Raw genomic sequence first — 13,505 nt, forward strand, 5'->3', positions numbered from 1 at the left:
GAGGACATCGTGTCCGACCTGCCCCTGATCCAAGCGGATCGCGCCGTGCCGCCGCCGGCCGCGACCACCTCAACTGGTGGTCGTCGCCGGCGGCTACGGCTCCTGTCCCGCACCGACCGCGTGGTCATCACGCTGATGGTGCTCGTCCCGCTGCTGCTCGTCACCGCCTTCGTCTGGCTGCCGGCGCTGGCGACAGTGGTGCTCTCCGGCACCGACTGGGACGGCATCGGCCCACTTAACGAGATCGACTTCGTTGGCGCCCGCAACTACAGCGACGTCGTGAACATCTACCCGCCGTTCGTGCCGGCGATCCAGCACAACCTGCTCTGGCTGGCCGTGCTGTTCGTGGTCGCCACCCCGTTCGGCATGTTCCTGGCAGTGCTGCTCGACAAGGAGCTGCGCGGCAGCCGCTTCTACCAGACCGCGTTGTACCTGCCGGTGGTGCTCTCGCTGGCGCTCATCGGCTTCGTCTGGCAACTGCTCTACTCCCGCGACCAGGGACTCATCAACGCCGTCTTCGGCAGCAACGTCGACTGGTACGGCGACTCAAGCGTCAACATCTGGGCGGTCATGATCGCGTCCAGCTGGCGGCACGTCGGCTACATCATGCTGCTCTACCTGGCCGGTCTGAAGGGCGTCGACCCGTCGCTGCGGGAGGCCGCCGCAGTCGACGGTGCGTCGGAGAGCCGGACGTTCTTCCGGGTCGTGTTCCCGGTCATGCGGCCCATCAACATCATCGTGCTGGTGGTGACCGTGATCGAGTCGCTGCGCGCGTTCGACCTGGTCTGGGTGGTCAACAAGGGCCGCAACGGGCTGGAGCTGATCTCCGCGCTGGTCACCCAGAACGTGGTGGGTGAGGCGAGCCGGATCGGCTTCGGCTCGGCGCTGGCGACGATCATGCTGGTCGTCTCGCTTGTCTTCATCACCATCTACCTGGCGACCGTGATGAGGGAGAACCGGGAATGAGCACCGCTACAGTGACCCGGCGTACCGAGGATGGCACCGACATCCCGGTCCGCCGCCGCAAGCTGACCCCGGCGCGGCTGCTGCTGCACGGCTTCCTCATCGTCGTGTCGCTGGCCTGGATCTTCCCGATCGCCTGGGCCGTGCTGACCTCGCTGCGCTCCTACGAGTACACGGCCGCCAACGGCTACGTCTCGTTCGGCGGCTGGACCTTCGACAACTACGTCACCGCCTGGCGGACGGCGGAGTTCGGCAAGCACTTCCTCAATTCGGTCTACATCACCGTGCCGGCGGTGCTGCTGACGCTGTTCCTCGCCTCCTGCGTGGCGTTCGTCATCGCCCGGTTCAACTGGAAGATCAACCTCGTCCTGCTCGGGGTGTTCACCGCCGCCAACCTGCTGCCCCAACAGGCGTTGCTCATTCCGCTGTTCCGGCTGTTCACCGAGGTGCCGCTGCCGGAGTTCATGAGCGACTCGGAGCTGCTCTACGACAGCTACTGGGGCCTGATCCTGATCAACGTGGCCTTCCAGTGCGGGTTCTGCGTCTTCGTGCTCAGCAACTACATGAAGGCGCTGCCCCGCGACCTGTACGAGGCGGCGATGGTGGACGGTGCCAGCGTCTGGCGACAGTACTGGCAGGTCACCATGCCGCTGTGCCGGCCGGCCCTGGCGGCGCTTGCCACGCTGGAGGTGACCTGGATCTACAACGAGTTCTTCTGGGCCACGGTCCTCATGCGCACCGGCGACAAATTCCCCGTGACCAGCTCGCTCAACAACCTGCGCGGCGAGTTCTTCACCGACAACAACCTGGTCTCGGCGGGCAGCGTGCTCGTCGCGATCCCCACCCTGGTGATCTTCTTTATGCTCCAGCGGCACTTCGTCCGGGGCCTGACCTTGGGAGCCTCGAAGGGATGACGATCCTCCACCTGCGCCGCGCGCGGACCAGCCTGGTGCTCGACGCGCGCGGCCCGGGGCTCCCCCGCGTCGTGCACTGGGGCGGCGACGTCGGCGACCTCGACGACGACACCCTGCGTCAGCTCGCCGACGCGACAGTGCCACCCGTGGTGCCGAGCAGCTTCGACGAGCCACCCGCGCTGTCCCTGCTGCCGGAGGCGAGCGCCGGCTGGAGCGGCCGACCGGGACTGGCCGGGCACCGCGACGGGCGGGACTGGTCCACCTCCTTCCGCCTCGACGGGTTGGACGTGCGCGACGTCAGCACCGACCCGGGCCACCTGACCGCGGGCGGCGAGGTGGTGGTCGTACACCCGGCAGACGGTGGGCACGGCGGGCCCGGTGCGGCGCTGCTGACCGTGCGGGCGTCGGACCCGGCCGCCGGGCTGACCCTGACCAGCGAGATCACGCTGGACCCGCACGGCCTGCTGACCATCCGCCACCGCCTGCGCAACGACGGCGACGGCGCGTACGAGGTGCGGGAGCTGACGCCTGTGCTTCCGGTGCCGGCTGTCGCCACCGAACTGCTCGACCTGACCGGCCGCTGGTGTCGGGAACGCTCGCCACAGCGGCACCCGTGGCAGCACGGCGCCTGGGTCCGCGAGGGCCGGCACGGGCGCACCGGGCACGACGCCACGCTGTTGCTTGTCGCCGGCACCGCCGGGTTCGGCTTCGGCCACGGCGAGGTCTGGGCGGTGCACACCGCGTGGAGCGGCGACCACGTCACAGTCGCCGAACGGTGTCCCACAGGCGAGTCCACCCTCGGCGGCGGCGAACTGCTGGCGCCCGGCGAGATCCGGCTCGCCCCCGGCGAGGCGTACGACACTCCCCTGCTCTACGCCGTCTGGTCCGACGTCGGGCTGGACGGTCTCAGCGACGTACTCCATGCGCATCTGCGGGCCCGGCCCGGACACCCGCGCTCCCCCCGCCCGGTGACCCTCAACGTCTGGGAGGCGGTCTACTTCGACCACGACCTGGACCGGCTGCGGGCCCTCGCCGACCGCGCCGCGCACCTCGGCGTGGAACGGTTCGTGCTCGACGACGGCTGGTTCCGCGGCCGGCGCGACGACACCGCCGGACTCGGCGACTGGTACGTCGACGAGGGCGTCTGGCCCAACGGCCTGCAACCGCTCATCGACCACGTGACCGGCCAGGGCCTCCAGTTCGGCCTGTGGGTGGAGCCGGAGATGGTCAATCCCGACTCCGACCTGTTCCGCGCGCACCCGGACTGGCTGCTGGCCGTGCCGGGACGGCTGCCACCGGCCTGGCGCAACCAGCAGGTGCTCGACCTGGGCCGCCCGGAGGCGTACGACTACGTGCGGGAACGCCTCGACGCGCTGCTCAGCGACCATCCCGGCATCAGCTACCTCAAGTGGGACCAGAATCGGGACCTCACCGAGGCCGGGCACCACGGCCGGCCCGGGGTGCACGGGCAGACCCTCGCCGTCTACCGCCTCCTCGACGAGCTGCGCCGCCGCCATCCCGACGTGGAGATCGAGAGCTGCTCGTCCGGCGGCGCCCGGGTGGACCTGGCCATCCTGGCCCGCACCGACCGGGTCTGGGCCAGTGACTGCAACGACGCCCTGGAACGGCTCAGCATCCAACGCTGGACCGGTCTGCTGCTGCCACCGGAGCTGATCGGCACGCACATCGGCCCGGAACGCTCACACACCACCCACCGCGTGCACGACCTGGGCTTCCGGGCGGCCACCGCGCTGTTCGGCCACCACGGCATCGAGTGGGACATCGCCTCGATCAGCGCCGCCGAGCAGGCCGAGCTGGCGGCCTGGGTGGCGCTGCACAAGCGGCTGCGCCCGCTGCTGCACTCCGGGCGGGTGGTCCGGGTCGACCACCCGGACCCGGCCGTCTGGGCGCACGGCGTGATCGGTCACGACAACACCAGGGCGGTGTACGCGGTGGCCCGGCTGACCACCTCGGTGACGCAGGTGCCCGGCGCGGTACGGCTGCCCGGCCTCGACCCGGCCCGGCGGTACCGGGTGCGACAGGTGGCGGACGTACCCGCTCCGGAGACAATCGGAAGGTCCGCGCCACAGTGGTTGGCCTCCGGTGTCACGCTCAGCGGGGCGGCGCTGGCCCGGGTCGGTGTGCAGCTACCCGCGTTGCACCCGGAGCAGAGCCTCATGCTGGAGGTCGACGCGGTCGGCTAGAAATTTTTGCGCCGGAGTGTCGAGAACCGTGCCGCGTGTTTCTACCTCAGGGTGAGAGCACCGACGACGGTGCGCGGACGTGAGGGGCGAACCATGAAGTACATGCTGCTGATGCAGTTCAGCACCGCCGGGACCGACTTCCCGAGCATCGACACCTGGACCCCGGACGAGGTCCGGGCCCACATCGCCTTCATGGGAGAGGTCAACGACAAGCTCACCGCGGCCGGCGAGTGGGTCGACGCGCAGGGCCTCGGCGGCCCGCAGCAGGCGCGGATCGTACGCGCCGGCGAGGGCGGGACCCCTGTCGTCACGGAGGGGCCGTTCGCCGAGACGAAGGAGTTCCTCGCCGGCTACTGGATCGTCGACTGCGACAGCCCGCAGCGGGCGGTGGAGCTGGCCGCGTACATCTCCACGGCGCCCGGCCCCGGCGGTCGGCCGCTGAACATGCCGATCGAGGTGCACCCGGTGATGTCCGCGCCCACCGAGGAGTTGTGAGGGGCTGACCACCGATCCCCACCTCGAGGACCTGCTGCGCGAGTTGGCGCCGCAGGTCCTCGGCGTGCTCGCCCGCCGGTTCGGTGACTTCGCCACCGCCGAGGACGCCGTACAGGAGGCGCTGCTCGCCGCCGTGACCCAGTGGCCGGCCGACGGACTGCCGGCGAACCCGCGCGGTTGGCTGATCCAGGTCGGCTACCGCCGGATGATCGAGCTGATCCGCGGCGAGCAGGCCCGCCGCCGCCGGGAGGACCTGGTCGCCCGCCGGGACCCCGACGACCGGCAGTACGCGCCGGCAGCGGACGAGGAGTTGACCGCCGAGCGGGACGACGCCCTGGTGCTGCTCTTCATGTGCTGTCACCCGGCGCTCGCCCCGGCCTCGGCGGTCGCGCTGACCCTGCGCGCGGTCGGCGGGCTCACCACAGCCGAGATAGCCCGCGCGTTCCTGGTGCCCGAGGCGACAATGGCCCAGCGGATCAGTCGGGCCAAGCAGCGTATCCGCTCGTCCGGTCTGCCGTTTCGGATGCCGGAGGAGGCAGAGCGGGCAGACCGGCTGGCCGCCGTCCGGCAGGTGCTCTACCTGATCTTCACCGAGGGGCACACAAGCACCGCCGGCCCGGCCCTGCGCCGCGTCGACCTCGCGGCCGAGGCGATCCGACTGACCCGCGCGCTGCACACGCGACTGCCCGACGACAGCGAGACGGCCGGGCTGCTGGCGTTGCTGCTGCTCACCGAGGCGCGCAGCCCGGCGCGGACCGGCCCCTCCGGCGAGCTGATCTCCCTGGCCGACCAGGACCGCAGCCGCTGGGACGCGGCGGCGATCGCCGAGGGAGTCGCACTTGTCACCCGGGCGCTGCCGCGCGGTCCGGTCGGCCCATACCAGGTGCAGGCCGCCATCGCCGCCCTGCACGACGAGGCGTCGAGCACCAAGGCGACCGACTGGCCGCAGATCCTGGCGCTCTACGAGGTGCTGGAACGACTCGCCGGCACCCCCGTGGTGGCACTCAACCGGGCCGTGGCGACCGCCATGGTGCACGGAGCCGCGGCCGGCCTCACGGCCCTCGACGCGCTGGGCGACGATCCCCGGCTGGCGGGGCACCACCGGCTGGCCGCCGCCCGCGCGCACCTGCACGAGATGGCCGGCGACCGGCAGCGGGCGATCGAGGACTACCGCGCCGCCGCCGCGCGTACCAGCAGCCTTCCCGAACAGCGCTACCTCACCATGCGAGCCGCCCGGCTCGCCTCCGGCCCACCGGACGGGCCTGCCTCCGCCGAGGCGCCGCACCGTCCCGATGTGCCCTGACCCGAGGTACGGCCTTGCACGACACGACACGACACGGCATGGCAGCCCACCGCACGCACCGCACCGCAGCGCAGCGCACCGCAGCGCACCGCACCGCACCGCACCGCACCGCACCGCACCGCACCGCACCGCACCGCACCGAGAGCGGACCGCACCGAGAGCGGACCGCGTCGCCGTGGTGGCGCGTTGCTCGGCCGGGTGAGCTGGCCCGGTCGGGGGCGACGGGGTATGCCCGCTGCCTATGGAGCTGATGTCGTGGATGCATCACCCATCGGTCGGGTGGGCCGTCCGGCACATCCGATTCGTTTGTGGCATCAGCTCCAAAGGCTATTAACCAGACGCCGGAGCGGCCGACGCGACGACAGGGACGAGGCGGCCCGACCAGGCCGCAGACGCCCGGCCAGGACCGCAGACGCCCGGCCCGACCACCGTTGGGGCGGCGGGCGGCGGGCGGCGGGCGGTGGGCGGCGGGCGGCGGCGGGCGGCGGGCGGCGGGCGGCGGGGAGACGGTCCGCACCGGGCAGCGGGCGGCGGGGAGACGGTCCGCACCGGGCAGCGGGCGGCGGGGAGACGGTCCGCACCGGGCAGCGGCGGGCGGCGGGCGGCGGTCCGCAGCGGGCGGCGGCGGGCGGCGGCGGGCGGCGGTCCGCACCGGGCGGCGCGGGGCGGCGGCGCGGCGGCGGGCAGCAGGCGGGCGGCGGGGGGACGGTCCGCGCGCTCGGACGGTGCGGCAGAGGTCGGTCCGACTGGCGTAGCCGGATCTGAAGCATCGCCGGAGGGCCCACAAGTCCGGCACTAGCCTGGGCACCGGCGATCCGACCCGCCGACCGCCGAGCAGCGACCGCCGAGGATTGAGGAGCCGCATGGCGTACGTGTTGTTGGGGATCGCCATCCTTGCCGAGGTTGTGGCGACCAGCCTGATCAAGAGTACCGCCGGGTTCAGCCGCCTCTGGCCGACGCTTGGCTGCCTCACCGGGTACGCGCTGGCGTTCCTCCTGCTGGCCCAGGCCGTGAAGGAGATACCGGTAGGTGTCGCGTACGCCCTCTGGTCGGGTCTGGGGACCGCGGCGATCGTGGCGATCGGCGCGGTGTTCCTGGGTGAGTCGGTCGGGCTGGTCAAGCTCGCCGGCATCGCTCTGATCATCGCGGGGGTGGTCATCGTGAACCTGACCGGAGAGCACTGACAGCAGCCGGCGCGGTGGCCGGACGCGGTGGCCGGGTCCGGTGCGGGGCCCGGCCACCTGGTGTCGGTCAGGTCGCCGTGCAGCTCACCTCAGGCTTGGGGTTGGTGCCGCTCCAGCCACCGAGGAAGCCGAAGCTGGCGCTGGCGCCTGCCGCCAGTCGCCCGTTGTAGTCCACGTTGCGCGCGGTCACCGTGGATCCGCTGCTGGTGACCGTCGCGTTCCAGGACTGGGTGACGCTCTGGCCGTTGGCGAGGGTCCACCTGGCGGTCCAGCCGGCGATCGCCGTCGCGCCCGCGGTCACCCGTACCTCGGCCTGGAAGCCGCCCTGCCACTGGTTGAGCACCGTGTACGTCGCCGTGCAGCCACCGGCGGGCGGCGGCGTGCTCGGCGGGGGCGTCGTGGGAGGCGGCGTCGTCGGCGGGGGCGTCGTCGGTGGGGGCGTCGTCGGTGGGGGCGTCGTCGGGGGCGGCGTGCTCGGCGGGGGCGTGGTCGACGGCGGGGTGCCGCCGAAGACGCTTGCCTCGCGGGCCGTCTGCCGGATGCCGTTGACGCCGTTGAAGATCCGCTGCCCCCAAGTGGTCAGGCTGGCCGGGTTGAACGCGGTGGCCATGTCGAGATACTCCACGCCACCCCCGTTGCCGCTCCACGACCAGCCCAGCCAGCCGATCCCGTTCGCCTGGCTGTACGCGAGGATGGTGTCCTCGTCCGGGTCCCCGTCGGAGTGGTTGAAGCCGAACTCACCGACCACGATGGGCAGCCCTGCCGCGCGGAAACGGCCCAGGTAGTCGCTGATCTCGGCGGCGGTGTCGAAGACGCCGTACATGTGGATGGAGAAGACCGTGTTGCGGGCCGGATCCGCGGCGAAGACCGACGCCGCGTTGTCCCGCATCGTGAAGGACCAGTCCTGCCCCCAGTTCGGGGCGTCCACCATGATGGTGTGGGTCAACCCACCGGCGCGCAGCCGCTTGATCGCGTTGGCGTTGTCGGTGGCCCACGACCCGTAGTTCTGGTTGCCGTACGGCTCGTTGCCGATGTTGACGAGGACGTACCGCTCCTGTCCGGCGAGGACGTCGGCGAGGCTGAGCCAGTAGTCGACGGCGCGGTCAAGTGTGATCGCGCCACTCTGCTCGCCGTAGCCGGTGGTGTCGTGCACCTCCAGCACGCAGATCAGCCGGTTGGCCTTGCACAGCGAGATGACGTTGGCGACGTCGGCGTTGGTGTTGCGGGTCCACCGGTCGCCGCTGGCGAGGACCACCCGCACGGTGTTCGCGCCGAGCGCCTTGACGTCGGCGAACGAGCGGGTCTGCTGCGGATACCAGGTGTGGGCGTGGTTCACCCCGCGCATGATGAATTCGGCGCCGTTGGCGTCGTACAGCTTGCCGCCCGCGACGGAGAAGCCGGCCGCGGCGTGCGCCGGCTGGCCGAACGCCAGCACGGCGAGGAGCAGCGCGAGCAGGGCCGCGCCGGCGGCGGAGAGTCGAGTCTTCATGGCCTTCCTCAGGGAGGACCCCCGATGCCCGACAGGGGTGGGACGTGACAGGGGAAGGCGGCTGCAGCCCGACAGCCGCCACCCGACTCCCGGCGACGCTCGCATCAGCGTAGGGCGATGGGTCAGCCCTAGCAACCGGTTCAGTAGCCCGGCCAGGGGGCGCAGACAGCCGAAACGGCCCGCGCGGACGCGGGCCGTCACGGGGCGGTCATCCCCACCACAGGATGTGCGCCAGACCGTAGGTCTTAACCGGTTAAGACGACGGTAGGCCGGTCTCCGACATCCGTCAAGCATCGCCCGTCCGAACCGGACGAGAGGGTTGACCGCTGCTGACCTGGGTATCTCGGGACGAACCGTCGGCGAGAAGGAGATACCCGGATGGTGAGCGTCGGCTACACCCTGATGTGCGAGCAGGCCGGTCCGAAGCAACTGGTGGACCACGCGGTACGGGCCGAGGCCGCCGGCTTCGACCAACTGGTGATCTCTGACCACTACTATCCCTGGCTCGACGCCCAGGGCCACTCCCCGTACGCCTGGTCGGTGCTCGGCGCGGTCGCGCACGCCACCTCCCGCGCGGAGCTGATGTCCTTCGTGACCTGCCCGATCCGCCGCTACCACCCGGCCGTGGTCGCGCAGAAGGCAAGCACCATCGGGGCGCTCTCGGACGGGCGGTTCACCCTCGGCCTGGGCGCCGGGGAGAACCTCAACGAACACGTCGTCGGCGGCTGGCCGCACGTGCAGCAGCGCCACGAGATGTTCGAGGAGGCGCTGCAGATCATCCGGCCGCTGCTCAACGGTGAGACGTTGACCTTCTCCGGCAACCACTTCGACGTGCCCGACGCCTACGTCTGGGACCGCCCCGAGCGGCCGGTGCCGATGGCAATCGCCGCCTCCGGCCGGCAGTCCGCCACACTCGCCGCCGAGTACGGCAACGGCCTCGTCTCCACCGAGCCCGACCGGCACATCATCGAGATGTACGACGACGCCGGCGGGGCCGGCCAGCCCCGCTACGGGCAGGTGGCCATCTGCTACGGCCCGGACGAGGCCGAGTGCCGCAAGATCGTGCACGACCAGTTCCGCTGGTTCGGCATGGGTTGGAAGGTCAACGCCGATCTGCCCGACCCGGATGCCTTCGCCGCCGCCACCCAGTTCGTCCGGGAGGAGGACGTTGCCGAGGGCATCTCCTGCGGGCCGGACGTGGAAGCGCACGTCGAGGCGTTCCGCAGGTTCGTCGACGCCGGCTTCACGCACGTGGCGATCGTTCAGGTCGGCGGCGAGACCCAGCCGATGTTCCTGGACTGGGCACAGGAGCAGCTGCTGCCCCGGCTGCGCCAACTGTGAGGTCGACGCCCGCCTGTCGATTCGGGCCGGCCGAGCCGCGGCTCTCCATTGCCGCGCCCCGGCCGGCTCCGTGCCCGACTCCCACGAACAGGTGAGATCCCATGCGCTTCGGCAACACGGAGATCCGACCCCTCGGCGGCGGCCTCGGCTGCCTCCTGATGATCCTCTTCTCGATCGTCGCCTCGGTGGTGCTGACCGTTCTGCTCAACGTCGTGCTCTGAGCCGTCCGCACCTGGGCGGCGCCGACGTCAGCGCCGCAGGCCCAGTGCGCTGAGCACCTCTCGGGTGGCCAGCCGGGCCGGGTCGAGCACCGAACGCCTGATCCATCGCGCCGCGGGTGTGACCGTGGCCCGCCAGAGCGCCCCTACAGCGTGTGCCACAGGCACTACCGTGGCCGACCAGACCCAGCGGACACCCCGCGCCAGCGGGCGGACGGTGTGCCGCCACAACCAGCGCAGCCCTCGTCCGAGCGGGCGCAGCAGCAGTCGGTGGAGCAGCCGCAGCAGCCGGCCGGCAGTCCGCCAGGCGCCGACCACCGCGGCGACGACCAGCCGGCCGGCGGGCCGCAGTGCCGCGCCCAGCCACCGCACCGGCCGCACCACCAGGTGATCGACGAGCCAGACCAGCACGCGGCCCAGCCCGACCAGAGGCGGACGGAGCACCACCCGGGCCAACCAGAGCAGCGGCGCCCAGAGCAGCGTGCGGGCCACCGAGGCCACCGCGTACGCAAGCCAGACCAGCGGACGCCAGATAAGGGTGCCGACAACCCAGGCGAACCCTCGCCCCAGCCAGACCAGCGGAAGCCAGACGAGAGTACGGGCCGCCCACCGCAGCGGGAGCCAGAGCAGGTTGCGCGCGGCCCAGACCAGCGGAAGCCACAGGAGGCGGTGCAGCACCCAGGCCAGTGGGGACAGCAACCAGCGGCGCAGGAACCGGCCGGCGGGGCTGAGCAGACTCCGGTACACCAGCCGGCCGGCAGCCGCGATCAACTCCCAGAGCAGGCGTACCGGCAGCACCAGCACCAACGCCAGACCGCGCGCGACGGCCGCGACAAGCGGAAGCGCGACGGCGGCCGGCTCCGCCGTGTGTGGGGCCGACAGGTCGCGGACCGGACGCGTCACGATCGGCGCGGTCGGGTGCGCGGGTCGCGGCGCGGGCAGGGGCGCGCGAACGGTGGGGCGATCGGTCACTGTGGGCACGGTAACCGAGCCGCGCCAACCGTGGTGGCCGGCAGCGCCACGCCCTGGCGGCGTCAGGTCAGGTCGAGGGTGGTGAGCAGCGGATAGTGGTCGGAGGCCGTGTCCGCGACCCCGCCACGGATCACCCGGCAGCCACGCACCCGCTCGGCCACCGCGCGAGTGCCGAGCAGGTAGTCCAGCCGCATCCCGGCGAACTCGGCACCGCCGAACCGGGTGGGCACGGTCAGGCCGTCGGCCTCCGGCGCTCCGACGTTCGACGACGGCCACAGGTCGACGAGGTTGGCGGCGAGCAGACGGGCGACCGCCCGGGTGTCCACGCCGCGACCGCCCCGGCGCAGGTGCCGTCGCCGGTACAGGGCCGGCAGGCCGGCCAGCCGCTCGGTGTGGTCGACGGTCGGGTCGAGCGAGTTGAGGTCGCCGGCGAGCAGCGTCAACGGCCCCGGGGCGCGGCGCATCGCCGCCACCAGCCAGTCGACCTCCATCCGCCGGCGTCCCCCCGAGTACGGATAGAGGTGCGTGCCGAACACGGTGAGCGGACCCGCCGAGGTGGACACCACGACACGGACGGCGGCGTGGTGGAACGGCCGGCGCAGCGCCCCCGCGTCGAGAACCTGGTACGGCGGCCGGACCAGCACCGCCACCGGCTGCCCGAAGCAGGACCGGGCCAGGTGGGGCGTCATCCCCACCCGACCCGCCACGTCGGCCAGCAACCCGTCCGAGTCGAAGCCGCGCAGCTCCTGCAGGGCCAGCACGTCCGGTGCCTGCTCGTTGACGACCTGGACCACCTGATCCAGCCGGTCGGTGCCGTTGCGGTCCCGGCCGCCGGTGCGGATGTTCCAGGTCAGCACCCGCACGGCGGCGCTCAGTCCGCTCGGCCGGCGCGCGCCAGCTCGTCGTCGAGGGTGTCCACGTCCTCCGACTCGATTGCCGGCTGGTTGCCCTCCTTCAGGTCGGCGTTCGGGCGGATCACGAGATAGAGCAGCCCGATCCAGAGGGCGGAGAGCAGGATCGCGCCCATGAAGTCGGTCGGGTGGTGCATCCCCCGGTACATCCGCGAGGTGGCCACCCCGGCCGGCATGATCACGGCCAGCGCCACGAAGATCCACCGCCACCAGCGGTCGGTACGCGGGAACACGATGAGGGTGATCGCCAGCCAGACGCAGATCGTCGCGGCGATGTGCCCGGACGGGAAGGAGGACGTGGGCATCTGCCCGTCCAGGTTCTCCACCGGGGGCCGTGGCCGCTCGACCGCCCGCGCCGAGGCGAGGAAGAGGGTCAGCTCACCGACCATGGCCAGCGCCACGAACAGCACCGGTCGCCACCGCCGCCACACCGCGAGCACCAGCGGGCAGAACACAAGCGAGATGAGCAGGATCGCGTGGGTGTCCCCGAACTTGCTCCACCACCAGCTCACCTCGGTCAGGAAGTCGGTGTGCCGGGCGGCGAACCAGCGCGGGACCTCGGTGTCGAGGGTGTCGAAGAAGGTGCCCTTGGCGTGGTAGCTGACGTACGTGCCGAAGCCGTACAGCGCGCCGAACACCAGCACCCAGCCGACCAGCAGCTCGGCCACCGCCGAGCGGGGGTGCGCCAGCACGTGCTCCTCGGCGGGGGCGGGGGCGATGTCGTGCCCGGCCTCCGGCTCCAGCCCCTCGCTCAGCGGCGGCACCGGCCGGCCACGCTCGCGCCGCCACAGCCGGAAGGCGTACGCGGTCACGCCCAGCCACACGGCGCCGAGCAGCCAGCCGGCCAGCACGTCGGAGACGAAGTGCACGCCCAGCGCGATCCGGGTCAACCCGATCAGCGCCACCAGCACACCGACGCCGACGATCGCGGGCTTGCGCCAGCGCGGCGCCATCGCCGGCAGGAACACCAGCAGCAGCGCCCCGTACGCGACGAACGAGCCGAGCGCGTGCCCGCTCGGGAAGCTGTTGCCCGGTGCGCTGGCGACCGGGATGTCCACCACCGGGCGGAGCCGGCCGACGAGCGTCTTGAGCGACGGGTCGAGGATCAGCCCACCGACCCCGGTGATGATCAGGTAGACGGCCAGCCGGGGCTGCCGTCGGATCAGCAGCCCGACCACCGCGATGGTGACAAGCCAGATGAGGATCGGCCGGCCGCCCAGGTCGGTCACCGCCTGCAGCACGGTGACCAGCGGGTGGTGCGGGGCGACGAGCGAGTTGAACCACTCGGCGACCGCGTGGTCGGCGTCCTGCAATGGGCTCCACCGCACCCGCACGAGCAACAACAACAGCCCGAACGCCACGCCGGCGCCGGTGACGGCCGCCAGGCCGGCGATGCTCCGTTCGGCGAAATGGCCGATCGGACGCCGAGCCACCTCTTTGACCGCGGTCACCCCACACCTCCCTTGTCGTACCTGGCGAGGCGCTGTACCCGATCCGGGTCAGGCGTACAC

11 protein-coding genes are annotated in these 13,505 nt (G+C 71.9%); 7 read left to right on the plus strand and 4 right to left on the minus strand.

The features are described 5' to 3' along the window. Positions 1 to 9 precede the first annotated feature (9 nt). From OOJ91_RS31575 to OOJ91_RS31600, 6 genes are all read left to right on the plus strand, one after another. Positions 10 to 966, plus strand: coding sequence for a carbohydrate ABC transporter permease (locus OOJ91_RS31575; RefSeq protein ID WP_266250827.1), 957 nt, complete (start codon positions 10 to 12; stop codon positions 964 to 966). Further along, the gene (locus OOJ91_RS31580; protein ID WP_266250828.1) at positions 963 to 1,877 is read left to right on the plus strand and encodes a carbohydrate ABC transporter permease; all 915 of its coding nucleotides are present in this window, start codon (positions 963 to 965) and stop codon (positions 1,875 to 1,877) included. The genes OOJ91_RS31575 and OOJ91_RS31580 overlap by 4 nt, the downstream gene beginning before the upstream one ends. After that, positions 1,874 to 4,081 (plus strand): alpha-galactosidase, encoded by a 2,208-nt coding sequence (locus OOJ91_RS31585; RefSeq protein ID WP_266250830.1) that lies wholly within the window; start codon positions 1,874 to 1,876, stop codon positions 4,079 to 4,081. The genes OOJ91_RS31580 and OOJ91_RS31585 overlap by 4 nt, the downstream gene beginning before the upstream one ends. A 93-nt stretch (positions 4,082 to 4,174) precedes the next feature. Next, a complete protein-coding gene (locus OOJ91_RS31590; RefSeq protein WP_266250831.1) occupies positions 4,175 to 4,576 on the plus strand; it encodes a YciI family protein in 402 nt (133 codons plus the stop codon). 4 nt (positions 4,577 to 4,580) lie between these two features. Continuing rightward, on the plus strand, positions 4,581 to 5,879 hold the full coding sequence (locus OOJ91_RS31595) for an RNA polymerase sigma factor (RefSeq protein ID WP_266251517.1): 1,299 nt from the start codon (positions 4,581 to 4,583) through the stop codon (positions 5,877 to 5,879). A gap of 863 nt (positions 5,880 to 6,742) precedes the next feature. Next, entirely contained in the window at positions 6,743 to 7,063 is a 321-nt protein-coding gene (locus OOJ91_RS31600; RefSeq protein ID WP_266250832.1) for a DMT family transporter, read from the plus strand. 67 nt (positions 7,064 to 7,130) lie between these two features. On the opposite strand, the gene OOJ91_RS31605 is transcribed toward OOJ91_RS31600, so the two are convergent. Further along, positions 7,131 to 8,552, minus strand: coding sequence for a cellulase family glycosylhydrolase (locus tag OOJ91_RS31605; RefSeq protein ID WP_266250833.1), 1,422 nt, complete (start codon positions 8,550 to 8,552; stop codon positions 7,131 to 7,133). A gap of 378 nt (positions 8,553 to 8,930) precedes the next feature. Here OOJ91_RS31605 and OOJ91_RS31610 point away from each other — a divergent pair, with 378 nt between their 5' ends. Continuing rightward, on the plus strand, positions 8,931 to 9,893 hold the full coding sequence (locus OOJ91_RS31610) for a TIGR03557 family F420-dependent LLM class oxidoreductase (RefSeq protein ID WP_266250834.1): 963 nt from the start codon (positions 8,931 to 8,933) through the stop codon (positions 9,891 to 9,893). A 248-nt stretch (positions 9,894 to 10,141) separates the two neighbouring features. On the opposite strand, the gene OOJ91_RS31615 is transcribed toward OOJ91_RS31610, so the two are convergent. The 3 genes from OOJ91_RS31615 to OOJ91_RS31625 all read right to left on the minus strand — a co-directional run bounded on the left by OOJ91_RS31615 (position 10,142) and on the right by OOJ91_RS31625 (position 13,445). Further along, positions 10,142 to 11,083 (minus strand): hypothetical protein, encoded by a 942-nt coding sequence (locus OOJ91_RS31615; RefSeq protein WP_266250836.1) that lies wholly within the window; start codon positions 11,081 to 11,083, stop codon positions 10,142 to 10,144. 62 nt (positions 11,084 to 11,145) lie between these two features. Further along, positions 11,146 to 11,946 (minus strand): endonuclease/exonuclease/phosphatase family protein, encoded by an 801-nt coding sequence (locus OOJ91_RS31620; protein ID WP_266250838.1) that lies wholly within the window; start codon positions 11,944 to 11,946, stop codon positions 11,146 to 11,148. A gap of 8 nt (positions 11,947 to 11,954) precedes the next feature. Further along, positions 11,955 to 13,445, minus strand: a complete 1,491-nt coding sequence (locus tag OOJ91_RS31625) for a phosphatase PAP2 family protein (RefSeq protein ID WP_266250840.1) — start codon at positions 13,443 to 13,445, stop codon at positions 11,955 to 11,957. Positions 13,446 to 13,505: the final 60 nt, after the last annotated feature.

It is taken from the genome of Micromonospora lupini (assembly GCF_026342015.1).
Lineage (GTDB): Bacteria > Actinomycetota > Actinomycetes > Mycobacteriales > Micromonosporaceae > Micromonospora > Micromonospora lupini_B.

What these genes read in the sequence shown, in the direction of transcription:
- OOJ91_RS31580 (WP_266250828.1), top strand. Translation starts at nt 963, where the DNA reads ATGAGCACCGCTACAGTGACCCGGCGTACCGAGGATGGCACCGACATC.
- OOJ91_RS31585 (WP_266250830.1), top strand. Translation starts at nt 1,874, where the DNA reads ATGACGATCCTCCACCTGCGCCGCGCGCGGACCAGCCTGGTGCTCGAC.
- OOJ91_RS31590 (WP_266250831.1), top strand. Translation starts at nt 4,175, where the DNA reads ATGAAGTACATGCTGCTGATGCAGTTCAGCACCGCCGGGACCGACTTC.
- OOJ91_RS31600 (WP_266250832.1), top strand. Translation starts at nt 6,743, where the DNA reads ATGGCGTACGTGTTGTTGGGGATCGCCATCCTTGCCGAGGTTGTGGCG.
- OOJ91_RS31605 (WP_266250833.1), bottom strand. Translation starts at nt 8,552, where the DNA reads ATGAAGACTCGACTCTCCGCCGCCGGCGCGGCCCTGCTCGCGCTGCTC.
- OOJ91_RS31610 (WP_266250834.1), top strand. Translation starts at nt 8,931, where the DNA reads ATGGTGAGCGTCGGCTACACCCTGATGTGCGAGCAGGCCGGTCCGAAG.